Annotated in this window: 19 protein-coding genes; 12 read left to right on the top strand and 7 right to left on the bottom strand. The window is 70.3% G+C overall.

The features are described 5' to 3' along the window. The first annotated feature begins 76 nt into the window (after positions 1-76). From IEX91_RS09180 to IEX91_RS09170, 3 genes are read left to right on the top strand one after another with little or no spacing between them, the layout of a single operon-like run. A complete protein-coding gene (locus tag IEX91_RS09180; RefSeq protein ID WP_188878506.1) occupies positions 77-421 on the top strand; it encodes a DUF7518 family protein in 345 nt (114 codons plus the stop codon). Positions 422-439: 18 nt separating this feature from the next. After that, positions 440-4,015 (top strand): chromosome segregation protein SMC, encoded by a 3,576-nt coding sequence (gene smc, locus IEX91_RS09175; protein ID WP_188878505.1) that lies wholly within the window; start codon positions 440-442, stop codon positions 4,013-4,015. Then, on the top strand, positions 4,008-5,060 hold the full coding sequence (locus IEX91_RS09170; protein ID WP_188878503.1) for a segregation and condensation protein A: 1,053 nt from the start codon (positions 4,008-4,010) through the stop codon (positions 5,058-5,060). The genes smc and IEX91_RS09170 overlap by 8 nt, the downstream gene beginning before the upstream one ends. Here the strand turns inward: IEX91_RS09170 and IEX91_RS09165 are convergent. Further along, complete coding sequence (locus IEX91_RS09165) at positions 5,057-5,761, bottom strand: DUF7504 family protein (protein ID WP_188878502.1); 705 nt, start codon at positions 5,759-5,761, stop codon at positions 5,057-5,059. The genes IEX91_RS09170 and IEX91_RS09165 overlap by 4 nt on opposite strands. 69 nt (positions 5,762-5,830) lie before the next feature. Continuing rightward, positions 5,831-6,532 (bottom strand): phosphoribosyltransferase, encoded by a 702-nt coding sequence (locus IEX91_RS09160; RefSeq protein ID WP_188878501.1) that lies wholly within the window; start codon positions 6,530-6,532, stop codon positions 5,831-5,833. Between the two features lie 132 nt (positions 6,533-6,664). Here IEX91_RS09160 and IEX91_RS09155 point away from each other — a divergent pair, with 132 nt between their 5' ends. From IEX91_RS09155 to IEX91_RS09130, 6 genes are all read left to right on the top strand, one after another. Beyond that, positions 6,665-6,895: a hypothetical protein gene (locus IEX91_RS09155; RefSeq protein ID WP_188878500.1), complete on the top strand. Its 231-nt coding sequence runs from the start codon at positions 6,665-6,667 to the stop codon at positions 6,893-6,895. 65 nt (positions 6,896-6,960) lie between these two features. Then, entirely contained in the window at positions 6,961-7,860 is a 900-nt protein-coding gene (locus tag IEX91_RS09150) for a PhzF family phenazine biosynthesis protein (RefSeq protein WP_188878498.1), read from the top strand. Between the two features lie 108 nt (positions 7,861-7,968). After that, the gene (ppsA, locus tag IEX91_RS09145) at positions 7,969-10,212 is read left to right on the top strand and encodes a phosphoenolpyruvate synthase (RefSeq protein WP_188878497.1); all 2,244 of its coding nucleotides are present in this window, start codon (positions 7,969-7,971) and stop codon (positions 10,210-10,212) included. 114 nt (positions 10,213-10,326) lie between these two features. After that, on the top strand, positions 10,327-11,397 hold the full coding sequence (gene mfnA / locus IEX91_RS09140; protein WP_188878496.1) for a tyrosine decarboxylase MfnA: 1,071 nt from the start codon (positions 10,327-10,329) through the stop codon (positions 11,395-11,397). Continuing rightward, positions 11,394-11,978, top strand: coding sequence for a YqaA family protein (locus IEX91_RS09135; RefSeq protein ID WP_188878495.1), 585 nt, complete (start codon positions 11,394-11,396; stop codon positions 11,976-11,978). Before mfnA ends, IEX91_RS09135 begins: the two co-directional genes overlap by 4 nt. Before the next feature lie 148 nt (positions 11,979-12,126). Then, complete coding sequence (locus tag IEX91_RS09130; RefSeq protein WP_188878494.1) at positions 12,127-13,314, top strand: cytochrome P450; 1,188 nt, start codon at positions 12,127-12,129, stop codon at positions 13,312-13,314. Here IEX91_RS09130 and IEX91_RS09125 read toward each other — a convergent pair. Then, positions 13,311-13,499, bottom strand: a complete 189-nt coding sequence (locus IEX91_RS09125) for a DUF5786 family protein (protein WP_188878493.1) — start codon at positions 13,497-13,499, stop codon at positions 13,311-13,313. The genes IEX91_RS09130 and IEX91_RS09125 overlap by 4 nt on opposite strands. A gap of 209 nt (positions 13,500-13,708) precedes the next feature. Here IEX91_RS09125 and metG point away from each other — a divergent pair, with 209 nt between their 5' ends. Further along, complete coding sequence (metG, locus tag IEX91_RS09120) at positions 13,709-15,784, top strand: methionine--tRNA ligase (RefSeq protein ID WP_188878492.1); 2,076 nt, start codon at positions 13,709-13,711, stop codon at positions 15,782-15,784. A 70-nt stretch (positions 15,785-15,854) separates the two neighbouring features. On the opposite strand, the gene IEX91_RS09115 is transcribed toward metG, so the two are convergent. Then, positions 15,855-17,699 carry a S9 family peptidase gene (locus IEX91_RS09115; protein WP_188878491.1) on the bottom strand — a complete coding sequence of 615 codons (1,845 nt, stop codon included), beginning with the start codon at positions 17,697-17,699 and terminating at the stop codon, positions 15,855-15,857. A 202-nt stretch (positions 17,700-17,901) separates the two neighbouring features. On the opposite strand from IEX91_RS09115, the gene IEX91_RS09110 reads away from it, so the two are divergent. Continuing rightward, positions 17,902-18,945: a glycosyltransferase gene (locus IEX91_RS09110; protein ID WP_188878489.1), complete on the top strand. Its 1,044-nt coding sequence runs from the start codon at positions 17,902-17,904 to the stop codon at positions 18,943-18,945. On the opposite strand, the gene IEX91_RS09105 is transcribed toward IEX91_RS09110, so the two are convergent. The 3 genes from IEX91_RS09105 to IEX91_RS09095 form a co-directional block, all read right to left on the bottom strand. Next, entirely contained in the window at positions 18,942-19,580 is a 639-nt protein-coding gene (locus IEX91_RS09105; protein ID WP_188878488.1) for a class I SAM-dependent methyltransferase, read from the bottom strand. The two genes, IEX91_RS09110 and IEX91_RS09105, sit on opposite strands and share 4 nt — an antisense overlap. Further along, on the bottom strand, positions 19,573-22,026 hold the full coding sequence (gene folP / locus IEX91_RS09100; RefSeq protein WP_188878487.1) for a dihydropteroate synthase: 2,454 nt from the start codon (positions 22,024-22,026) through the stop codon (positions 19,573-19,575). The genes IEX91_RS09105 and folP overlap by 8 nt, the downstream gene beginning before the upstream one ends. Before the next feature lie 144 nt (positions 22,027-22,170). Next, positions 22,171-23,757 (bottom strand): formyltransferase family protein, encoded by a 1,587-nt coding sequence (locus IEX91_RS09095; RefSeq protein WP_188878486.1) that lies wholly within the window; start codon positions 23,755-23,757, stop codon positions 22,171-22,173. Between the two features lie 169 nt (positions 23,758-23,926). Between IEX91_RS09095 and purB the strand changes: the two genes are divergently transcribed. After that, positions 23,927-25,297: an adenylosuccinate lyase gene (gene purB, locus IEX91_RS09090; RefSeq protein WP_188878485.1), complete on the top strand. Its 1,371-nt coding sequence runs from the start codon at positions 23,927-23,929 to the stop codon at positions 25,295-25,297. Positions 25,298-25,303: the final 6 nt, after the last annotated feature.

Raw genomic sequence — 25,303 nt, 5'->3', positions numbered from 1 at the left:
CAGCAGCCAGTCGTCTGCCGTACGTCTGACGCGCGGCCGCCACACGCTTATAATCGGGGAGTCCCTGTGTGCGTCTATGTCGAACGATAGCGAGGACGTCGCCGCGCTCGAAAACCGCGTGAAGGAACTCGAGGCCACGGTCCGCGGGCTGACCGAGGAACTCGTCGACGCGAACGAGCGCATCCGAGAGTTGGAGAACTACCACGACGCCCACGAGAGCGCGGGTCGCCCCGAGAGCGAACCGCTCGCCGCCGGCGCGCCCGACGAGGGCGGCGCCGCGGAGCGGAGCGCCACGACTGAGGCCGCCGGCGGCGACGCGGACGCCGCAGACGCCGCGGCCGCCGAACCGGAAGACACACCCGCGGAGGGTGCCGAGGAGACCGACGAGGAGTCCGACTTCGACGACATCATCGTCGCCTGAGGCTCCGCGTCCCACCAGATGTACATCGACGAAATCGTTCTCGAGAACTTCAAGAGCTTCGGGCGGACCACGCGCATCCCGTTCTACGAGGACTTCACGACGATCAGCGGCCCGAACGGCAGCGGGAAGTCCAACATCATCGACGCCGTCCTCTTCGCGCTCGGTCTCGCGCGCACCCGCGGCATGCGCGCCGAGAAACTCACCGACCTCATCTACAACCCGAGCCACGACGGCGACGGCGAGGACGTGGGGCCGCGAGAGGCGAGCGTCGAAGTCGTCCTGAACAACGCCGATCGGACGCTCTCCCGCTCGCAGGTCGTCAACGCCGCCGGAAGCGACGACATCGGCGACGTGGAGACGATCACGGTGAAGCGCCGCGTGAAACGCACCGAGGACAACTACTACTCCTACTACTACCTCAACGGCCGCTCGGTGAACCTCTCCGACGTCCAGGACCTGCTCGCGCAGGCCGGCATCACCCCCGAGGGGTACAACGTCGTCATGCAGGGCGACGTCACCGGCATCATCAACATGACGCCCGGCGAGCGCCGGGAGATCATCGACGAGATCGCCGGCGTCGCCGAGTTCGACGCGAAGAAGGACGACGCCTACGAGGAGCTCGACGTCGTCGAGGACCGCATCGAGGAGGCGGACCTCCGCATCGCCGAGAAACGCGATCGACTCGATCAGCTCGAAGGCGAGCGCGAGACGGCCCTGGAGTACCAGGAGCTCAAAGAGGAGAAGTCCGAGTACGAGTCCTACCGCAAGGCCGCCGAGCTGGAGGAGAAACGCGCCGATCTGGAGGCGACCGAGGCCGACGTCGCGGAGCGCACGGCCGAGCTCGCGGAACTGCGAGACGAACTCGACACGCGCCGCGGGCGGGTCGCGCGCCTCGACGAGGAGCTCGACGAGCTGAACGCGGAGATCGAGCGCACCGGCGAGGACGAGCAGCTCGCCGTCAAGCGCGAGATCGAGGAGGTCAAAGGCGACATCAGTCGCCTGGAGGACAAGATCGAGTCGGCCGAGGAGCGCCGCGAGCGCGCGGAGAACGAGCGCCGCGAGGCGTTCGTCGCCATCGACCGGAAGAACGAGGAGCTCGACGACCTCGAAGGTGAGATCCGCGAGGTGAAAGTCGAGAAGGCCTCCGTGACGGCCGACATCGAGGAGGTGGAGGCGCAGATCGAGGAGGTGGAGGCGCAGATCGACGACGTCGACACCGAGTTCGACGAGCTGAAGGCCGAGCTGGAGGCGGAAAAGGAGGGGCTGGAGGCGGAAAAGGAGGCGCGAAACGACCTCCAGCGCGAGAAGGACCGCCTGCTCGACGAGGCGCGGCGTCGCTCGAACGACGTGAGCGAGGCCGAATCGGACCTGGAGGCCGCGCGCGCGGAGCTCCCGGAGTTCGACCAGCGCCTCGACGACCTGCGGGACGAGCTCGAAAAGGCGGAGGCGAACGAGGCGCAGATCGAGGAGGTCGTCGCCGACCTCAAGGCGCAAAAACGGGAGCGACAGGCCGACCTGAGCGACGTCGAGGACGACCTGCAGGAAGCGCGCGAGGAGTACGCGCGACTGGAGGCGAACGCCGAGGAGTCCGGTGATTCGTCGTACGGGCGGGCGGTCTCGACGATCCTGAACAGCGACGAAGCGGGCGTCCACGGCACCGTCGCGCAGCTCGGCGGCGTCGAGGGCCGGTACGCGACGGCCGCGGAGACGGCCGCCGGCGGACGGCTGGCGCACGTCGTCGTGGACGACGACGGCGTCGGGCAGTCCTGCATCGAGTACCTCAAGTCGCGCAACGCGGGGCGCGCGACGTTCCTGCCGCTGACGGAGATGCACGAGCGCTCGCTCGGGCGCGCGCCCGACGCCCCCGGCGTCGTCGACTTCGCGTTCAACCTCGTGGACTTCGACCGCCAGTACGCCGGCGTCTTCTCGTACGTGCTCGGCGACACGCTCGTCGTCGAGGACATGGAGACGGCGCGCGACCTGATGGGCGACTACCGCCTCGTCACGCTCGAGGGCGAGCTCGTCGAGAAGTCCGGCGCGATGACCGGCGGCTCCCGCTCGGGGTCGCGCTACTCCTTCTCGAAGTCCGGGAAGGGCCAACTCGAACGGGTCGCGGCACGGATCAACGACTTGGAGGACGAACGGCAGTCGATCCGGGACGACGTCCGGGCCGTCGAGGAGCGCCTCGACGGCGCGCGCGACCGGAAGTCGGACGCGCTGGACACCGTCCGCTCGCTCGAAACCGACATCGAGCGCGTGGAAGCCGAGAAGGAGGACACCGAGGCGCGGATCGAGGAGCTCGAATCTCGGATCGCGGAGCTCGAGTCGGAGCGCGCCGACGTCGACGAGCGGATGGGCGAGCTCGACGAGGAGATCGCCGAACGCGAGGACGAGATCGCCGAACACGAAGCGGAGATCGAGGCGCTGGAAGCGGAGCTCGCCGACTCGGAGATCCCCGAACTCACCGCGCGCCGCGAGGAGTTGGAAGCCGAGGTCGACGACCTCGAGGACCGGCGGTCCGCGCTGGACGGCGAACTCAACGACCTCCAACTCCAACACCAGTACGCCGAAAACGAGATCGACGATCTCCACGACGACGTCGAAGCGGCCCAGAACACGAAGGCGGAGCAGGCGGAGAAGATCGACGCCTTCGAGGCCGAGATCGAGTCGAAGCAGGAGACGCTCGCCGAAAAGGAGGCCGAGGTCGAGGAGCTGGAAGCGGAGCTCGCGGAGTTGAAGGAGGAGCGCGCGGCGCTCAAGTCGGACCTCAGGGAGGCCCAGCGCGCCCGCGACGAGCAGGCGCAGAAGGTCGAGGCCGTCGAGAGCCGCGTCGAGAGTTTGGAGAGCGCGGCCGAGCGCCTCGGCGAGGAGATCGCGGGGCTGGAGGACGCCGTCGGCGACTACGACCCCGCGGAGATCCCCGATATCGACGAGGTGGCGCAGACGGTGGCCCGCCTCGATCGGGAGATGGAGGCCTTGGAGCCGGTCAACATGCTCGCCATCGAGGAGTACGACGAGGTCGCGGCGGACCTCGAAGACCTTGAGGAGAAACGCGAGACGCTCGTGGAGGAGGCCGAGGGGATCCGCGAGCGCATCGAGAGCTACGAGTCGCAAAAGCGCGAGACGTTCATGGACGCCTACGAAGCGATCGACGGGCACTTCCAGCGGATCTTCTCGCGGCTCTCCGCGGGCTCCGGCGAGCTCGTCCTCGAAAACGAGGATGACCCCTTCGAGGGCGGACTGACGATGAAGGCGCAACCGGCGGACAAGCCGGTCCAGCGCCTCGACGCGATGAGCGGCGGCGAGAAGTCGCTGACCGCGCTCGCGTTCATCTTCGCCATCCAGCGGCACAACCCCGCGCCGTTCTACGCGCTCGACGAGGTCGACGCGTTCCTCGACGCCGTGAACGCAGAGCGCGTCGGCGAGCTCGTGGACGAGCTCGCGGAGAACGCGCAGTTCGTCGTCGTCAGCCACCGCTCGGCGATGCTCGAACGCTCCGAGCGCGCCATCGGCGTGACGATGCAGGGCGACAACGTCAGCGCCGTGACGGGGATCGACCTGACGAGCGGGGAGGAGGCCCCGGCGGATGACTAGCGAGACGCCTCGGGAAGGCGTCTCGGAGAGCGCGAGCGGCGAGCGCGGCGAACCGCGAGCGGACCCCGAGGACAGTGAGGCGCGCGCGGACGAGAACCGGCGACGCCGGCGCTCGGAAACACGGGTGACGCGCGTGCGTCGGGACCACCGCGACCCACGGACCGACGGGGGGAATCCGGAGGACGCGTTCACCATCTCGGGCCACGAGTCGTCCGACGACTCGCCCCCCTCTCTCGACGACGGCCCGGACGACCCGGGGCGGGACGGGAGCGACGAGACGGACGAGGAGGTCGAGCCGGTCGAGTTGCTCGTCCAGTTGGCGAAGGACGGCGAGATCGAGCCGTGGGACATCGACATCGTGGACGTGACGGACGCGTTCCTCGACAGGCTCGACGAGGCGGACCTGCGGACGTCGGGGCGAGCGCTGTTCTACGCCTCCGTGCTGTTGCGGATGAAGTCGGACGCCCTCCTCGAACCGGACGAGCCCGAGGAGCCCGAGGGGGAGGCGACGGGGTGGGACGACTGGGAGCCGGGAATGGACGAGCTCCCCGAGGACGCCCCCGGCGTCGACCCGATCGCGGCGTTGGAGGACGAGATGGATCGGCGCCTCGAACGCAAACCCCAGCGCGGGACGCCGGAGACGCTGGACGAGCTCGTGCGTTCGCTCCGCGAGGCCGAGCGGGGATCGTGGTGGAAGGAGTCGCGGACGTACGACACCGCAGAGAGCCCGCAGGGGTTCCAACGCGGCGTGCAGGAGCTCGACTACCGGAGCGGCGACGAGTTCCGGACCGACGCGGAACCGACGGCTGCGGACGTCACGGACACCGCGCACGGCGAGGACATCGAGGCGACGATCGACGACGTCGAGGACGCGCTCGCGGCGCACTACGATCGCGGGCGCGAGGAGGTGCTGTTCGCGGAGGTGGCGGACGCGGGCGACTCGCGCGTCGAGTCGTTCCTCGCGGTGCTCTTTCTCGCCCATCGGGGCCGCGTGACGCTGGCGCAGGACGACCTGTTCGGCGACCTCTGGGTCGTCGACGGTTAGTCGAGGGGGAACCAGTCGGTCTCGATCCCGGCGTCGGTCAGCTCCCAGCGCTGGCGGACTCCGCCGGTGTCGGCGTCGACGTGGACGGTGGCGTCGAAGAGCGGTTCGAGGGTGGCGAGGGGGTCGCGTCGCGGGTCGCTCGCGGTGTGGACGTGACCCATCCCACCGGCCTTCCGGACGGTGCTCGTGAGGAGGTGGACGAACCGGAAGAGCGCCTCGGAATCGACGGCGTCGAGGAAGGGATCGAGGGCGTCGAGACAGAACCGGAGCTCCCCGGGGTCGGCGTCGTCGTGGGCGACGCGGCGGACGTGGTCCTCGACGAGCGCGTAGAGCGCCGTGAGATCGTCGAGCGCGTCGACGGCGTCGTACCACGCGCGGGCGGCGGGCGACGGCTCGCTCCCCGCGGGCGCGCTGGCGGCCGCGGAGCGAGTCGGGATCGCGCTCGTCGCGTCGACGACGCCGAGACTGTCGGGATCGCGTTCGTGCGTCCCGGCGGCGCGACGCGCGAGCAGGTCGTCGACGGGCGCGTCGGTCGTGAGGAAGACGTGGCGGCGCTCTAAGCCGCCACCGCCGAGCAGTCGCTCGCAGGCCGCCGTCGATCCGCGGCCGCGATCGTCGACGACGAGGACCGCGCATCCCCGACGCTTGAGCGCGGCGAGTTCGCGCGAGAACGCCGTCGAGCCGGTGTCCGGGACACCCATTACTAATACCTGTTACTCTCCGGCCATTATTTAGAGCTTTCCGTGGCGTCGGGACGCGTCGCCGTGAGGTCAGGCGCCCTCGCGCAGGCGCCACTCGTCCTCGGCGGTCCGCACGAGCACGTCTCGTCGCGTCATCTCTTCGAGGACCTCCCCGAGGCGGTCCGGTTGGGCGATCTCCATCTCGATGCGCTCGATGTCGTGGTGCTCGGCGAGGAGGTGACGGATCCCGGCCTTCGTGTAGGGGCCGTCGCCGTCGGCGTCCATGGCGCCGCTGATGAGGTCGACCATGTCCTCGATGAAGTTCCACGGGTAGACGACCCAAGCCCACTGTTCGAGGCGCTCGCCGACGTAATCCGGGTCGAACGCGCTCGTACCGAGCAGCTGGAGGGTGGCGGTCCGGACCTCGTCGGCGCCGCGCTCGTCGACGTACTCGTGGGCGCGCTCGATGGAGCCGCCGGTGTCGGCGATGTCGTCGATGACGAGGACGTCCTTCCCCTCGACGGTGTCCTCGGGCATCGGATAGCGGACCTCCGGTTCGTCGCTCTTCTCAGCGGCGCCGACGTAGTGTTCCATCTTCAGGCTCGTGAGGTCGTTCAGCCCGAGGAAGTCGCAGAGACAGCGGCCGGCGAACCAGCCGCCGCGGGCGAGCGCGACGATGACGTCGGGTTCGAAGTCAGCCTCCTTCACCTGTTCCGAGACGTCCCGGCAGAGCCCGTAGATGTATTCCCAGTTCGTGATCGTGCACGTGAAGTCGTCCGGGAGGTCGCCCATGTGAGTATCCCGCCGGATCGGACGGCGCGGAGGACGTTAAGTGACCTGAAAGCCCCCCGCGTAGGCCCGACTGAAACGAACGATAATTATATATTGTCGGAGGGCATGTCTACCGTCGGCGAGGATGTGCCAATGAGTATCACACAACGGACTGGGCGGTGGACGCTCGACGAGAAGGCACCGGGAGTCTACCTCATCAAGCGGCGCGGCGACCTCCGCGCGAAGGTGGTGACGGCGGAGTCGGATCCGGACGACGCGCTCGACTACCTGCTCGACGACGGCGTGGGGGCCGTGTACGAGGTGGACTGCGAGGAGGCGGCGCGCGAGCGGTTCCGGAACTACGTCGAGGCGCGGGCGCGGTGAGGTGAGCGGGCGCGCCGGCGACGGGGAGCGTAGCGTTCAACTGCGCGGCGCGCGACGGGTGGTGCGTGCAGACCACACGCGCCCTCCTCTGTGATGCGTTCACCGATCGCCCGCTCGACGGCAACGCCGCCGGCGTCGTCCCGGACGCGGACGGGCTGAGCGAGGCACAACGACAGGCCGTTGCGCGGGAGTTGGGCGCGAGCGAGACGGCGTTCGTGACGGCGAGCGACGAGGCCGAGCGCCGCCTGCGCTACCACACGCCGACGACGGAGGTCGACCTCTGCGGGCACGCGACGATCGCGGCCCACGCGCACCTCCACGACGCGGGCGTCGTCGACGCCGGCGACCACACGGTCGAGACGAACGTCGGGGTCCTCGACGTCGAAATCGAGGAGTCGGGGACGGTCTGGATGCACCAGCGCGACCCGACGGTCCGGCGTTACGACGACTTCGACGCCGAGCGTGTCGCGGACGCGTTGGGCGTCGAAGCGATGTCGTTCGTCGACGACCTCCCGTTCGCGGTCGCGGACACCGGCCTCCCGTTCCTCGTCGTCGGTCTCGACTACCTCTCGACGCTGGGCGACGCCGACCCGGACGACGCCGCGCTCCGCGACCTCTGCGCGGACGTCGGCGCGGAGGGGGTCTACGCGGTCACGCTCGACACCCTCGAACGCGAGTCGACGCTGCACGCGCGGGCGTTCTGCGCGCCCCTCGGCGTCCACGAGGACCCCGTGACGGGAACGGCCGCGGGGGCCGCGGGCGCGTACCTCGACGGGATCGGGGCGTTCGGCGGCGACACCCCCGAGGAGATGCTCGTCGAACAGGGCCACTACGTCGATCGGCCCGGGCGCGTCCGCGTGCGCGTCGACGGCGGCGTTCGAGTCGGGGGGCAGACCGTGACGGCGCTCGACGGCGACCTGCACGTCCCGAGCGACGAGGAGGGCGACGACATCATCGAGGCCTAGCGCTCCCCGCGCCTCGCGGTCGAACTTTTTACTCAGTCTCGAATCCCGTATGAGTGTTACGGGACTCGAAACACCTATTTTCGGGTGTGCTGTCTATCCGCGTGCCTAATGCCAGTACGTTGGCTCGCAGATATCAGTGCCGAGGACGTGCCGAGCGTCGGCGGGAAGGGCGCGTCGCTGGGAGAGCTCACGCAAGCCGGGCTCCCAGTGCCGTCCGCGTTCGTCGTGACCGCCGATACGTATCGGACGTTCCTCGAGGGGTCGGGCGTCGCCGACGAGCTGTTCGCGGCCCTCGACGTCGATCCCGAGGACTCCGCAGCGCTCGCCGAGGCCGCCGCGACGGCGAAGGAGCTCATCCTCGAGGCCGAGATGCCCGAGGACGTCCGCGAGACCGTGCTCGCGGCGTACGACGATCTGGGGGACGACCCGTTCGTCGCCGTCCGCTCCTCGGCGACGGCCGAGGACCTGCCGGACGCGAGCTTCGCCGGCCAGCAGGAGACCTATCTCAACATCACGCGCGAGGACCTCCTCGAACGCGTGAAGCGCTGCTGGGCGAGCCTCTTCACCCAGCGCGCGATCTACTACCGCGAGGAACAGGGCTTCGAGCACGAGCGCGTCGACATCGCCGTCGTCGTCCAGCGGATGGTCGACGCCGAGAAGTCCGGCGTGATGTTCACGAGCCACCCCTCGACGGGCGCGCCGACGACGATCGTCGAGGCCGCGTGGGGGCTCGGCGAGGGCGTCGTCTCCGGGAGCGTCTCCCCGGACAACTACGTCATCGACCGCGAGAGCGGCGAGGTCGAGGAAGTCACGGTGGCGACGAAGAAGACCCTCGTCGAGCGCCATCCCGAGACGGGCGAGACGACGGAGCGCGAGGTCGAGGCGGAGCGCCGCGACGCGCGCGTCCTCGACGAGGCCGAGTTGGAGGAGCTGCTCGCGCTCGGCGAGCGCGTCGAGGAGCACTACGGCACGCCCCAGGACGTCGAGTGGGCGATCGCCGGCGGCGAAGTGTACATGCTGCAGTCGCGCCCGATCACGACGATCGACGAGTCGACGTCGAGTGACGCGGCGGCGTCCAACGGCGAGACGCTCGTCTCCGGACTCGGCGCGAGCCCCGGGATCGCCTCCGGCGCCGCGCGGATCGTCGGCGGTCTCGACCAGCTCGATAAGGTCGGACAGGGCGACATCATCGTCACGTCGATGACGACGCCGGACATGGTGCCCGCGATGAAGCGCGCCTCGGGGATCGTCACCGACGAGGGCGGGATGACCTCGCACGCCGCGATCGTCTCGCGCGAGCTCGGCGTCCCCGCGGTGCTCGGCACGGAGACCGGGACACAGGTGCTCAGCGACGATCAGCCGATCACGATCGACGGCGACCGGGGGACGGTGGAGGCCGGGACCGCCGAGCCCGACGAGGAGCGCGAACCCGTCGAGGACGCGCGCCCCACGACGCCCGTGAAACCGATGACGGCGACGGAAGTGAAGGTCAACGTCTCCATTCCGGAGGCCGCCGAGCGCGCGGCCGCGACGGGCGCGGACGGCGTCGGCCTGCTCCGCACGGAGCACATGATCCTCTCGACGAACGTCACGCCCGAGCGCTACGTCGAGACGCACGGCGAGCGCGCGTACACGGAAGAGCTCGTCGACAGCATCCGCACCGTCGCGGACGAGTTCTACCCCCGACCGGTGCGCGTGCGCACGCTCGACGCGCCGACCGACGAGTTCCGCCAGCTGGAGGGCGGCGAGGACGAACCCCACGAGCACAACCCGATGCTCGGCTACCGCGGCCTGCGGCGTTCGCTCGACGAACCCGAACTGTTCGAGCTCGAACTCTCGGCGTTCGCGCGCCTCTACGAGATGGGGTACGACAACGTCGAGGTGATGTTCCCGCTCGTGAACGACGGCCGGGACGCGCGGGCGGCGCGCGACGCCCTCGCGGACGCGGGCGTCGACACCGAGAAGCGCCGCTGGGGCGTGATGGTCGAGACGCCGGCCGCGGCGCTCTGCGTCGAGGACTTCTGCGAGGCGGGCGCGGACTTCGTCTCCTTCGGCACGAACGACCTGACGCAGTACACGCTCGCGGTCGACCGGAACAACGAGCACGTCGCCGACCACTACGACGAGCTCCACCCGGGCGTGCTCGCGCTCATCGAGACCGTCATCGAGACGTGTCGCGCGAACGGCGTCGACACCTCGATCTGCGGACAGGCGGGATCGAAGCCCGAGATGGTGGACTTCCTCGTCGAGCGCGGCGTCTCCTCGATCAGCGCGAACGTGGACGCCGTGCGCGACGTCCAGCACGAGGCGAAGCGCGTCGAGCAGCGCCTGATCCTCGACTCGGTCAGATGAGCCGGCGTCGACGCAGGCGCGGAGCGCGCGTCCACGTCGATCCGTCTCACCGCCACCGCGGCCGTCGCCGCACGGAACCGACGGCTTAAACGGCCGGCGCGCCCTCGCGTCGGTATGGACGCGACGCCGCAGGAGTTCGATCGCGTGCTCTCCTCGATGTGTACGCGCCCGCATCCCGCGGCCGCCCGTGCGGCACAGCGCTTTCTCGCCGACAACCCCGGCGATCCGGCGACCTACCCCGACGTCGCCGCGCTGGAGGAGCGCGCGCTCGACACTCTCGGTACCGTCGCCGGCCTCGACGATCCTGCGGGGTACGTCGCCGGCGGTGGAACGGAGGCGAACCTGCAGGCCGTCCGCGCCGCCCGCGACCTCGCGGCGAGCGACGAGCCCGTCGTCGTCGCCCCGACGAGCGTCCACTTCTCGTTCCAGAAGGCCGCGGACGTCCTCGGCGTCACCCTCCGCCTCGTCCCCACGGACGACGACCATCGCGCCGACCCGGACGCCGTGGCCGCGGCGGTCGGCGACGAGACCGCGCTCGTCGTCGCCGTCGCCGGCACGACGGAGTTCGGCCGGGTCGATCCCATCCCGGAGCTCGCGGCGATCGCGGCGGAGGCGGACGCGCGCTTCCACGTCGACGCCGCGTGGGGCGGCTTCCACCTCCCCTTCACCGAGCACGAGTGGCACTTCGGCCACGCCTCCCTCGACACGCTCACCATCGACCCGCACAAGGTCGGGCGGGCCCCGATCCCGGCGGGCGGCTTCCTCGCGCGTGATCGCGCGACGCTGGACGCGCTCGCCGTCGAGACGCCGTATCTTGAGACGACGGCGCAGGCGACGCTCGCGGGGACGCGAAGCGGCGCGGGCGTCGCGGGCGCGGCCGCGGCGCTCGACGCCCAGTGGCCCGATGAGTACCGCGAGAACCACGAGCGCGCGGCGGCGAACGCCACGTACCTCGCCGAGGGGCTCCGTGACCGGGGGTACGACGTCGTCCCGCCCGGGCTCCCGCTCGTCGCTTTCGACCTCCCGGAGAGCGCGTTCGACGCCGTCCGCGCGGAGGGCTGGCGGCTCTCGCGTACCGGGAGCGGCGAGGCCCGAATCGTCTGCATGCCGCACGTCACCCGCGCGATGCTCGAGGCGTTCCTCGAAACGCTCGACGCCGTGCGGGTCGGGGCGAGCGGTCGATGACGTCGCGACTCGCCCGCGCGACCGCCGGGACGCTGTTCACCGCACCCCTCGCGCTCCCGACGGACATCGCCGGGCTCCAGCACCTCGTCGAGACGACGACGGGACCGCTCGCGCTCCTCGTCATCGCCGTCTACTCCTTTCTGATCGCGGTCGTCCTCCCGCTCCCGAGCGAGGTCGTCCTCCTCCCGGCCGCGAGCCTCAATCTGGGCTTTAGCTACCCCGTCCAGCTCGCGCTCGTGATGGTGGCGAGCGGGCTCGGGAAGGCCGCCGGAAGCGTCGTCGCGCTCTACATCGGCCACGGCGCGACGCACTCCGGGCCCGTGATCAACCTGATCCGTCGCGCCGGCTACGAGCCGGTCGAGTGGTCGAAACACCGCGTCGTCGCCCTCGTCCAATCGTACGGGTACATCGGTCTCGCGCTCGGACTCTGCGTCCCCTTCTTCCCCGACACGCTCTCCATCTACGCCTTCAGCGTCCTCGAAAGCGACTACGTGAAGTTCGCGGCCGCCACGTTCGCCGGGAGCGTCGGCCGCCTCGTCGTCACCGTCCTCCTCTTCGAGGGGACGCTGGCCGTGGTGTGACCTTAGTCGTGGTTATACGAACTTCTCTCTCTTCGTCCGTCCTAGAACGGTTCGTACTCTCGCATCTAGTTCCCACAATCGGTATTCTTCGGAGAGTATCGATACGTACGTGGGGAAGCAATAAATACGGCGCTCGAAACACCACGGTATGGACGGGAGTTCCCCTTACGGTTCCGACGGCGGCACGCCGGCCGGGCTCCGCGAGGCCGGCGCGGCCCACGACCCGTTCGGGTGGTACGACGAGCGGCGCCGCACCGGCGCGGTGCACTACGACCCCGAGCGCGAGGTCTACGACGTCTTCACGCACGAGCACGTGAAAGCGGCGCTGCAGGACGACGACGCGCTGGTTCGAAAGCCGCTCTCGCGGGAGGAGGGCGCGCACACGCCGTTCGCGTATCTCGACGAGGCGATGGTGTGGTCGGACGGGCCGGAGCACACGGCGTCGAAACACCAGTTCTTCGAGTTCTTCCGACCCGATCGGCTACGTGCTCTCCGCGGGTCGATCCGGGAGATCGCCGACGACCAGTTCGAGGTCGCGCGGCGCGACGGCCCCGAGTTCGACTTCGTGGCGGCGTTCGCGCGGCCCGTCCCCCTACGGGTCGTCATGGACCTCGTCGGCGTTCCGCGCGACGATCAGGGGCGGGTGCTGACGTGGTTGGAGACGTTCCGCGAGGTGATGAACAGCGAGCACAGCGCCGCGGAGAGCGGGGAGGGGGAGCGGATGGCCGAGGCGGTCGACTACCTCGCGGACCTGGTGGCGCGCCGGCGGGCGGACCCGGCTGACGACCTCGTCTCGCGCCTCGTCGAGGAGACGACGCTCGACGACGCGACTATCGGCGCGAACTGCTTCGACTTCCTGCTCGCGGGGCAGGGGACGATGACCGAACACCTCTCGAACGCGCTCTACCTCCTCGACGACCACGACCTGTTCGCCGATTTCGACGAGTACGACCTCGACGTGGTCCTCGAAGAGGTGTTGCGCTACCGCGCGCCCCTCCAGGCTCGCGCCCGCGAGACGACGCGGCCGGTGACGATCGCCGGAACGACGATCCCGGCCGGCGAGACGGTCGTCCTCTGGATCGGGGCGGCGAATCGCGACCCCGCGCGGTACGACGCGCCCGAGGAGTTCCGCCCGACGCGCGATCCGGACCACCTCGCGTTCGGCACCGGGCCGCACACGTGCATCGGCGCGCCGCTCGCCCGCCTCGAAGCTCCGATCGTCCTCCGGGCGTTCGCCGAGCGCGTCGACGAGCTCGGAGTCGACCTCGACGCGGCGGTGCCGAAGGCGAAGGCGTCGAAGACCGGCTTCGAGCGCCTCCCGGTGTCGATCCGTTAGCTCTCCTCGTCGTCGTCCTTCATCTCCTGCAGGCGGTCCACGAGTTCGCCGCTGGAGACCCCCGTGTCGAAACTGACGCTCCCGTCGTGGTCGTTTTGGTGGACGTTCACGGCGTCCTCCTCGTCGTAGTCGGCGTCCGCGTTCTGGTTCTCCTGCTCGGACTCGTCGTAGCTACCGAATCCCATGTGTAACCTATCGGTATGCAACAGGTAAAGGTACGTCGTTCCGAGCGCCGAACACGGGGGCGGCACCGGTACCACCGCCTCCGGCGGAACGCGCTCCACCCTCCTAAGTCCCGCGTTCGAGCGCGCGGCGGCGCCGAGGCGCGTGATGGCGATCGATATCGCACCGCGAATCCGCGGGATTTAGGCCGACACGGTTCCGTGATACGGACATGACCCACGAGGAGTTCCCCACGGAACACCCCGCGCTCGTGACCTGCGGGCTCCCCTACGCGAACGGGGACCTGCACGTCGGCCACCTGCGGACGTACGTCAGCGGCGACGCGTTCAGCCGCGGGCTCCGGAGGCTCGGACAGGACGTCGCATTCGTCTCCGGTTCGGACATGCACGGCACGCCGATCGCGGTCAACGCCGAGAAGGAGGGCGTCAGCCCCGAGGAGTTCGCGCTGCGCCACCACGAACAGTACGAGGAGACGTTCCCGCGCTTCAACGTCGACTTCGACAACTACGGTCACACGCACGACGAGACGAACGTCGAGCTCACTCAGGCGTTCGTCCGCGCGTGGGAGGCCAACGACCACGTCTACGAGAAGGAGATTCAGGTCGCCTACGACCCCGACGCCGACCAGTGGCTCCCCGATCGGTACGTCGAGGGCGAGTGTCCCTACTGCGGCGAGCACGCCCGCGGCGACGAGTGCGACGAGGGGTGTCAGCGCCACCTCGAACCCGGCGACATCGTCGACCCCGTTAGCACGCTCACCGGCAACCCCGCCGAGTACCGCGAGCGCGAGCACAAGTTCCTCCGTCTCTCCGAGTTCCAAGAGTACCTAGAGGGGTTCATCAATCGCCTGGAGGGGACGAGCAACGCCCAGAACCAGCCCCGCGAGTGGATCGAGGGCGAGTTGCAGGACCTCTGTATCACCCGCGACATGGACTGGGGGATCGACTACCCGGACGAGGAGGCGAACGGCGCGGACGACCTCGTGCTCTACGTCTGGGTCGACGCGCCGGTCGAGTACGTCGCCTCCAGCAAGCAGTACTCGGAGCGCGTCGGCGATGAGACCTACGACTGGGAGGAGGTCTGGGCCGAGGGCGACTCGGAGATCGTCCACGTGATCGGGCGCGACATCATCCAACACCACACGGTGTTCTGGCCGTCGATGCTCAAGGCCGCCGACTACAACGAGCCACGCGCCGTCTGTGCGACCGGGTTCGTCAACCTCAACGGCGAGGCCTTCTCGACGTCGCGCAACCGCGCGATCTGGGCGGACGAGTACCTCGCGGAGGGGTTCCACCCCGACCTCTTGCGGTACTACCTCGCCACCGCCGCCGGCTTCGAGCGCGACGTCAACTTCTCGTGGGAGCGCTTCCAAGAGCGCGTCAACACCGAGCTCGCGGACGTCGTCGGAAACTTCGTCAACCGCGCGCTCCTCTTCGCCGCGCGCAACTTCGACGGCACGCCCGACGCCGAGCTCACCGACGAGACGGAGACCCGGATCGCGGCGGCGATGGACGACTACGAGGACGCGCTTAACGACTACGACGTGCGCTCGGCCGGCGAGACGGCCGTCGCCCTCGCGCGCTACGGCAACGAGTACATCCAGAACGCCGCGCCGTGGAAGCTCGACGACGACGAGGCGGCGCCCGTCATCCGCGACTGCGTGCAGCTCGTGAAGGCCGTCGCGGTCCTCCTCCAGCCGATCACGCCCGAGAAGGCCGAGGACGCGTGGGACCAGCTCGGTGCCGAGGGACGCGTCGCCGACGCCACCGTCGCCGACTGCCTCCAGGCGCCCCCCGAGACGTTCCCCGAGCCCGACGGCCCGCTCTTCGAGAAGATCGACGACGAGCGCGTCGCCGAGCTCAACGAGAAGCTCGAAACGCGCGTCGCGGAAGCGACCGCCGGCGAGGACGACGAAGCCGCGAACGACGAGACCGACGACGGCACCGCCGCGTTCGAAGCGCTGGCCGACGACCGCATCGACTTCGGGACGTTCCAGGACCTCGACCTCCGCGTCGGGCGCATCGAGGGCGCAGACGAGATCGAGGGCGCCGACGATCTCCTCCGCCTCAGCGTCGATATCGGGATCGAGACCCGACAGATCGTCGCGGGCCTCAAGCAGCTTCACGACGTCGCGGACCTCCCGGGAACGAAGGTCGTCGTCGTCGCCAACCTCGAACAGGCCGAGTTGTTCGGCGTCGAGTCCGACGGCATGGTGCTCGCCGCGGGCGAGGAGGCCGACCTCCTCACGACGCACGGCGACGCGGCGCCCGGGACGAAGATCAAATAGGATCGAGAGTCGCCCCCACGCGTCGCGCCCCCCGAGCGGGAGTCGCGCACGCACGCTCGGCCCGGCGGTCCTACCGGACGTGTTCGTCGAGGAAGTCCACGACGGTCCGGTACGCGGTGATGCGGTTCTCCAGCTTCGAGAACCCGTGACCCTCGTCGTCGAAGATCAGCTTCTCGACCGGGACGTGATCGCTCGCCTCCGCGGCGATCTGTTCGGCCTCCTCGACGGGGACGCGGGGATCGTTCGCGCCGTGCATGACGAGCAGCGGCGCCTCGATCCGATCGACGTTGTTGATCGGCGAGATGGATTCGAGGAACGCACGGTCTTCGCTCAGGCTCCCGTACTCCGCCTCGCGGTGCTCGCGTCGCCACTCGCCCGTGTTTTCGAGGAAGGTGACGAGGTCGGCGATGCCGACGATGTCGACCCCCGCGGCCCAGCGGTCGGGGTACTCGGTTAGCGCCGCGAGGACCATGAATCCGCCGTACGAGCCGCCGTAGGCAACGATCCGATCGCCGTCGATGTCGTCGCGTGCGGTGAGCCACTCGACGCCCCGATCGAGGTCCGCGACCGCATCCATGCGCTTCTCGACGTCGTCGAGGTTCATGTAGCGCCTACCGTATCCCGAGGACCCCCGGACGTTCGGCTCGAAGACCGCATAGCCGTTGTCGACGAAGTACTGGCGGAGCGCGAGGAAGGAGGGGCGGCGCTGGGACTCCGGACCGCCGTGGATGTCGACGATGACCGGGTGGGGACCCTCGCCCGCGGGGAGCGTGAGGAACGCCGGGATGTCGAGGGCGGCGGGCGACTCCGTCTCCCGGGCGGACGGGCGTGGCCCCTCGACGCCGGACGACTCGTACCGGACGAGGGTCGGCTCGCGGAACGTCGATCGCGGGATACCGGCCGTCGCGGCGGCCGTCCACCGCTCGCTCGTGCCCGTCTCAAGGGCGACGACGTGGACGTTCGTGTTCAGCGTCGGCGCGGAGACGGCCGCCGCGAGGCGATCGCCGTCCGGCCCGATCGAGAGCCCCATCAGCACGCCCTCGGGTAGGTCGGGATCGGGGAGCGGGACGCGCTCGCCCGCGTCGTCGATCCGGAAGAGGGAGAGGTCGCTGTACCCGTCGACGTTGCGCACCACGGCCATCGTCCGCGTCGCGGCGTCGACGACCACCGAGGAGACGTCCCAGTCGCCGCCGATCTCGACCGGCCCGAGGGCGCCCGTCTCGGGATCGAGTTCGCGCAGCGCGAGCGTGTCGCGGCCCGCATCCGTCGCCACATACAGCGTCTCCCCGTCGGGTCCCCACGCGACCGAGGCGTACCGTACCTCGCCCTCGTGGTCGGCCGTGAGGGGCACCACGTCCCCTGCGAGGTGCGTGAGGTGGAGGTCGTGGGAGCGATTCGAGTGCGTCTCGTGGACGAGGAGTCGATCGTCCGACGGACTCCACCCCGCGAGAGAGCAGAGGTCCGACTCCGACCCGTCGAAGACGAGGTCGGCGGCGTCGGCCGTCTCGTCGCGGCGCTGGACGTACGCGTCGAAGTGCCCCTCGTCGCGGCGGTTCGCCGTGAACGCGACGCGCTCGCCGTCGTGGCTCCACCCGCCCCAGCCGTGGATCGTCTCGGGGTCGTCCGTGAGCGCGACCTCGTCGCTCCCGTCGCCGGCGAGCCGGTAGAGCTGCGTCCGCTCGTTGCCGCCGCGGTCCATCCCGTAGACGAGTTCGTCGCGCGTCGGCGAGTAGGACGCGAAGCTCACCGACTCCTCGTGGAAGGAGAGCTGCGCCGGCCACTCGCGCGCGCCGTCGAGGCGCCAGACCTGCGTGACGCCCGTCATGTCCATCCTGAACGCCAACTGGCCGTCCGGGCCGAACGTCGGCCCGCCGGCGCTCCGGACGTTCAGGTACCGCTCGATGTCGTAGGCCATGCGGGGAGGTGCGCGGGCGCGTCGATAGGTCTTCGGGTGCCGATGCGGACCGGGAGAGTGCTCGCGTCGTGTCGCCGCCGACTGCCGCACCCCCCGGCGCCCGTCGTGCCCGCTCACGCCATCGTACCGGCCGCCCTCCCCGACGCCGTTCCGGAACAGGATGCAGCAAGGCTTTTGCCCCCGTCTCGCACACCCGTCAGACATGCGCGTCGCGCTCGTTACGGACCGGACCGTTCATCACGACGAGGAGCGACGCACCGCGGACGACGCCGCCGCGCGCCTCGACGCGCTCGCGTCGCTGCTCGACGCGAACGGTCACGACGTCACGGTGTTCTGCGCGCGGTGGTGGGACGGGGGGTTCCCGTCGTTCGACCACGACGGGATCACGTATCGCGCGATCGCGTCGACGCCGGGCGAGCGCTGGGCGACGCTTCGACTCGCCCGCGCGCTTCGCGGGTTCGACCCCGACGTCGTCCACGTCGCGGGCGCGACCCCCGAGCACGCCCTCGGCGCGCGCGTGACGTCGCCGGGCACGCCGGTCGTGATCGGCTACTACGAGCCGCCGCCCGGGTCGCGCGCCGACCGCTGGGCGCTTCGAGCGGCGGACGCGGCGATCGTCCCCTCGGCGTTCGTCGCCACGGCGGTCCGCGAGCTCGGCGTCGCGGGCGACGCGCTCACGCGCCTGCCGAACCCCGTCGAGATGGCGCGCGTCCGGGCCGTCGATCCCGCGGCCGACGCGGGCGACGTCGTCTACTCCCGGCGGCTGGACGACGCGGCGAACCTCGAATCGCTGTTGCTCGCGCTCGCGGAGTTCCGCGACCGGGAGTGGTCGGCGACCGTGATCGGCGACGGGCCGGAGCGCGCGCGCTACGAGCGCCAGGCCAGCGACCTGCGGATCGCGGACCGGATCGACTTCGTCGGCGCGTGCGAGCTCGACCGGCGGCTCGCGCTGTTCAAGGGCGCACACGTCTACGCGCAGACGGCGACGCGGACGAGCTTCCCGACCGACCTCCTGCGCGCGCTCGCCTGCGGCTGCGTCGGCGTCGTCGAGTACCACGCGAACTCGGCGGCGCACGAGCTCGTCGAGCACGCCGATCGGGGCCTATTGGCGACGAGCGACGAGGCGCTGGTCGAGTGCCTCCGGGAGGCGACGGCGACGGCGCGCGCGTCCGTCAACGAGGCGTACGCGGAGTACGACGCCAATCGGTTCCTCGCGCGCCACGTCGACCTCTACCGGTCGCTCTAGGCGCGCACGCGGACGAAGAGGAACTCGCCGCCGCCGTGTTCGTCCGGGACGCGCGTCTCCTCCTCGATCGCGAAGCCGGCGTCGCGGAGGCTCGCCAGCGTCTCCTCGGCCGCGGGGAAACTCCAGTGCATCTCGACGCCGCTCCCGAGCCAGTTCGGCGTGCCGCCCTCGTAGGCGTCCGTCCCCGTGGTGACGAGGGCGGGCGCGTCGTCACCGAGCACGCGGTGGAACTCCCGATAGACGCTCGGGTGGGCGTCGCGGGGCACGTGGATGATCGAGTGGAGCGCGACGAGGCCGTCGAAGACGCCGTCCGCGAACGGGAGCGACGTCATGTCGCCCTGAACGAGCCCGGCGGTCGGCGAGCGCTCGTGGGCGCGCTCTAACTGCTCGCGCGAGAGGTCGAGTCCGACGACGTCGAACGCGAGGTCGAACCGCGAGAGGACGGGGACCCCGGAGCCACACCCCGCGTCGAGGACGCGCGCGCCGTCCGGGAGGTCGCGGGCCACCGCGTCCACCTGATCGATCCCGGGTTCGCCGACCGCGGTGCGGGCCTCGCGGTGGACGCGTGCGAGTTCGTCGTACGCCTCGTGGACCGCGCGCAGGTAGGAGGCGCGGCCGTCGGCGTCCTCACGCATCGTCGTCCCCCGCGACGTCCGCCCCGCGGCGCGTCGCGTCGACGGTCCGGACCGCGGCGGCGTTCTCGGGGACGTCGTGGACACGGACGACGTCCGCCCCGCGCTCGGCGGCGATGGCCGTGCCCGCGACCGTCGCGGGCGCGCTGTCCTCGGGCCCCCCGATCGCGCCGAACATCGACTTGTGCGAGTGGCCGATGAGGACGGGACAGCCGAGCGCGTGGAACTCGTCGGTGCGCTTGAGGATCTCGAACTCCTCGTCGACGGTCTTGGCGAAGCCGAGACCGGGATCGACGACGATCTTCTCCCGGGGGAGGCCCGCCTTCTCCGCGAGCAGGACGCGCTCGCGGAGTTCGTCGATGACGTCCTCGACCACGTCGTCGTACTCGGGTTCCTCGCCGGGTTCGACGGGCGCGTTCAGCGAGTGCATCACGATCAGCGGCGCGTCGTACTCGGCGGCGACGAAGCGCATCTCGGGGTCGTCGAGCCCGGTGACGTCGTTGAGGACGTCCGCACCGGCCTCCAGCGCCGCGCGACCGACCTCCGCTTTCATCGTGTCGACGCTGATCAGGCAGTCGAGATCCGCGATCCGCTCGATGACGGGGACGATGCGTTCGATCTCCGTCTCGGCGGGAACCGGGTCCGCGCCCGGACGCGTCGACTCGCCGCCGACGTCGACGATGTCGGCTCCGTCCGCCACCATCTGCTCGGCGCGGGCGACGGCGTCCTCGACGGCCTCGTACTCGCCGCCGTCGTGGAACGAGTCGGGCGTGACGTTCAGGATGCCCATCACGGCCGTCCCCTCGTCCGTCCACGGGTAGTCGACCCCGCCCTCGTCGGTTTGGATGTCGAGCGTCTCGCGGAGCTCGTCCGCGTAGATCGACAGCCCGTACGGCTGGCCGTCGAGTTTCTCGCAGAGGCGTTTGAACTGCGCGAGCGTCGCCATCATGACGACGTCGAGGGTCCCGCGGGCCTGCTCGTTCAGCCCCGAGACCGCGCACTCGCCCCCGAGGCTCAACAGCTCCTCCTTGAGGTACTGCGCCTGGCGCTTCTGGACGTGCGTCTGGACGACCCGGTGGACGCCCTTCCCGCGCATCCGCCAGGCGCCCCCCGGGGTGACGTGCGCGCGTTCGAGGTGTGCGCGCGACTCCGCGAGGTCGTCGGCGCGCTTCGGGACGGACACCCGCGTCCAGCGCCGCCGGGCCTCCGCGACGGTGTAGAGCGATCCCGCGACGAGCACGCAGTCGTCCGCGTCGGCGGCCGCGAGCGCCCGGTCGAGCGCGGTCTCGACGGCGCGGCGCGTCGACACCTCGCCGGCGCCGGCCTCGCGGAACGCGGCCGCGAGCGCAGCCTCGTCCTCCGCCCGCCCGGTGTCGGGGCGACACGTCCAGACGTGATCGGCCGTCGGAAGCGCCCCGGCCATCCCGACGTGGTCCTTGTCGTTCATCGCGCCGACGACGAGGTGGAGGTCGTCGTAGTCGAGGTCCGCGAGCGTATCGGCGACCGCCGCGCACGCGTCGGGGTTGTGCGCACCGTCGAGGACGGTCAGGGGGTCGTCGCCCATCACCTCGAAGCGTCCCGGCCAGTGGGCCTTCCGGAGGCCGCGCGCGAGCGTCGCGTCGTCGATGTCGACGAGCTGGCGCGCGAGCGTCGCCGCGATCCCCGCGTTCGTCGCCTGATGCTCGCCGAACAGCGGGAGGCGCGCGTCGAGCGTCCCGCTCGCGTCCGTGATCGTCACGCCCGCCTCGCCGATCGACACGGGCCCCTCGTAGGAGACCCGCACGTCGTCGTCGGCCGACTCGCCGACCGTCACGATGTCGCCGGCGATCTCACGGACGGTCTCGCGGCCCTCACCCGTCGTCGCCGTGACGAGCGGCGCGTCGGCCGGCGCGACCGCCGCCTTCTCGCGCGCGATTTCCGCGACGGTGTCGCCGAGGACGTCCGTGTGTTCGAGCGAGACGCTCGTCACACAGGCCGCGCTCGGCTCGACGACGCTCGTCGCGTCGAACCGGCCGCCGATGCCGACTTCGAGGATCGCCACGTCGACGTCGCTCTCGCCGAAGTGCCAGAGCGCCATCCCCGTCACCGCCTCGAAGAACGTCGGCGACTCACCGGCCGCCGCGTGCTCCGTGACGTACGCCTCGATCGCCGCGGTGTACTCCGTGACCGCTGACTCCGGGATCTTCCGCCCGTTCACGCGGATCCGCTCGCGCAGGTCGTCGAAGTGCGGCGACGTGTAGAGACCGACGTCCAGGTCCGTCTCGCGGAGCGCGGCCTCCACCATCCGTGCAGTGCTTCCCTTCCCGTTCGACCCCGCGACCTGGACGTACGTCGGGCCCCGATGTGGGTCGTCGAGGGTCGAGAGCAGGTCCGCGATCCCCTCCGTCCCCGCCCGCGGACTGAACCGCCGGAGGTCGAGGAGGAAGTTCGCGGCCTCGTCGTAGCGCATACCGATACGTCCGCGCCGGCCGTCAAATGCGTGTCGGATGGACTCACCCCCGGTCCGCGACGCGGACGCCCGATCGCGCGCGAGCGTCGTAGCCGTTTCCCCGCGGACGCCGAGAGGGGGAGAGACGGGGGCGTGAGAAGCGCGTTAGCTGTGACGGAAGGTCCGGTTGCCCGTGAACGCCATGGCGATACCGTGTTCGTTGGCGGTCTCGATGACGGCCTCGTCGTTGTTCGACCCGCCGGGCTGGACGATGGCGTCGACCCCGGCCTTCGCGGCCTCCTCGACGGCGTCCGGGAACGGGAAGAAGGCGTCGGAGGCCATGACGGAGCCCTCGGGGCCCTTGTCCTCGGCGTGCTCCTCGGCCTTCATCGCGGCGAGGCGGACGGCGTCGACGCGCGAGACCTGGCCCATGCCGACGCCGACCGTCTCGGTGTCCTTGGCGAGGACGATCCCGTTCGACATCACGTGTTTGAGGACGCGCCACGAGAAGCACATCGTCTCGATCTGCGCCTCGGTCGGCTCGGCCTCCGTGACGACCTCGAGGTCGTCCGGCTCGGGGGCCCACGTGTCGCGCTCTTGGACGAGGCGGCCGCCGACGAGCGACTGATCCGTGTAGGTCTCGCTCACGACGTCCGGTCCGAGCTCGTCGCCGCCGACGTCGAGCACGCGGAGGTTCTCCTGGGCCGTGAGGACGTCCAGCGCGTCGTCGGTGTATCCGGGGGCGACGACGACCTCCTTGAACGAGTCGACGATCAGCTCGGCGGTCTCCTCGTCGCACGTACGGTTGAGGGAGACGATGCCGCCGAAGGCGCTCATCGGGTCCGTGGCGAGGGCGTCCGCGTAGGCCTCCGCGAGGGTGTCGGCGGTCGCACAGCCGGCGGGGTTCGTGTGCTTGATCGCCGCGGCCGCGGGACGCTCGAACTCCTTGATCAGGCTGAGCGCGCCGTCCGCGTCGTTGTAGTTGTTGTACGAGAGCGCCTTCGCGCCCTCGTTGAGCTGCTCGGCGGCGACGACGCTCGGCTCCTCGCAGGAGGCGTCGCCGTAGACCGCGGCGTCCTGGTGGGGGTTCTCCCCGTATCGGAGGTCGGCGGTCCGATCCGCACCCTCGATGCGGCGCAGCGGCAGTTCCGCCGCGGCGTCGGCCGTGACCGCCACCTCGTCGCCGACGAGTTCGGCCTCGCCCTCGGCGAACCACTTCACCGCGCGCGGGTAGGCCTTGAACTCGGCGTCGTGGAGCACGCGCTCCTTGAGCGACGCGACGTCGTCGTCCTCGTAGACCGCGACGGGCTCCTGCGTGACGACCGGACCTTCGTCGACCGCCTCGGTGACGACGTGGACCGTCGCGCCCGTCACGCTCACGTCGGCGTCGAGCACCTGCTCGTGGGCGTCCGCACCGGGGAACGACGGCAGGAGGCTCGGGTGGACGTTCAGCGTCGTCGGCGTCGCGTCGCGGAACGTCTCCGTCAGGACGCGCATGTAACCGTCGAGCGTGACGAGGTCGAAGTCGTACCCCTCGAGCGCGTCGAGGACGCGCTCCTCGTGGGCCTCGCGCAACTCGTCCGCGTCGCGTTCGACGACTTCGGTCGGGATGTCGCGCTCCGCGGCGGCCGCGAGCACGGGGGCGTCCGCGTCGTTCGTGACGATCACCGAGAACTCCGCGCCACCGGGCGCGCGGTCGGCGATGTGCAGCAGGTTCCGTCCACGGTTGCTAGCCATGCCAGCGAGCTTCATACGTGGCAGTCGCTACCGCCACGAAGAAAGTGGTTTCGGTTCCTGAGTCCGATATATACACGAACGGGCATAGATAGAGGCGAATAGACGCTCCTTTCGCCCCCACCTATACACACACGTGGCGATTCGGACCGGCACGCTTTTGGGTCGCCGGGCGGGAGTGACGCCCATGCCCGACCCCCTCGACGCCGTCTCGCCGCTCGACGGACGCTACGCCTCACGGACCGCGCCGCTCGCGGACTACGCGAGCGAGGCCGCGCTGATCCGCGCCCGCGTCCGCGTCGAAGTCGAGTACCTCTGCGCGCTCGCTGACCTGGACGTGACGCCGCTCGACCTCTCGGAGTCCGAACGCGCCGCGCTGCGCGAGGCCTACGAGTCCTTCGACGGCGAGTCGGCGCGACTCGTCAAGCGCATCGAGACCGAAGGGACAGAGACCTACGCCGCCACGAACCACGACGTGAAGGCCGTCGAGTACTTCGTCCGTGAGCACGCCCCCGAGCGCGTCCACCAGTGGATCCACTTCGCGCTCACCAGCGAGGACGTCAACAACCTCGCCTACCGCCTCCTCCTCAAGCCCGCCGTCACCGAGGTGCTCGTCCCCGCACTCCGCGCGATCCGCGACGAGCTCGTCGACTTCGCTCACGAGTACGCAGACACGCCGATGCTCGCGCGCACCCACGGTCAGCCCGCGACGCCCACTACCTTCGGCAAGGAGATGGCCGTCTACGCCGCCCGCCTCGGCCGCAAGCTCGCCGACGTCGAGGCCGCCGCCGACGGCCTCGCGGGCAAGCTCGCCGGCGCCTCGGGCGACTACGCCGCCCACCACGTCGCCTACCCCGACGTCGACTGGCGCGCCTTCTCCCGCGACTTCGTCGCCTCCCTCGGCCTCGACCACGTCGAGCCCACGACGCAGGTCAACCCCTCCGACGACGTCGCCGCGCTCTTCGGCGCGCTCCGCGAGACGAACACCGTCCTCCTCGACCTCGATCAGGACGTCTGGACGTACGTCTCCCAGCGCTACCTCGGCCAGGAGGCCGCGAAATCGGAGACCGGGAGCTCGACGATGCCGCACAAGGTCAACCCCATCGACTTCGAGAACTCCGAGGGGAACCTCTCGAAGGCCAACAGCGACCTCGACTTCCTCGCCGACTACCTCCCGACCTCCCGCCTCCAGCGCGACCTCTCCGACTCCACGGTGAAGCGGAACGTCGGCGCCGCGTTCGCCTACTGCCTCCTGGGGTACGTCAAACTCCAGGACGGCCTCGACAAGGTCGTCCCCAACGAGACCGTGATGCGCGAGGACCTGGAGGCCACCCCCGAGGTCATCGGCGAGGCCGTCCAGACGATCCTCCGCCGAGAGGGAGACACCGAGGCCTACGAACGCGTGAAGGAGCTCACGCGCGGCGAACGCGTCACGCTCGCCGACTTCCGCGACCTCTTCTGCGACCTCGACGTGTCCCCCGACGTCCGCGAGGAACTGCGCGCGCTCACGCCCGCCGGCTACACGGGCGTCGCCGCCGACCTCGCCCGCGACGCCTGACGCGTA

The organism is Halarchaeum nitratireducens (genome assembly GCF_014647155.1).
In the GTDB taxonomy this organism is placed as follows: domain Archaea; phylum Halobacteriota; class Halobacteria; order Halobacteriales; family Halobacteriaceae; genus Halarchaeum; species Halarchaeum nitratireducens.
Note: the sequence above shows the minus strand (reverse complement) of the source record. Positions and strands in the feature narration are given on the sequence as shown.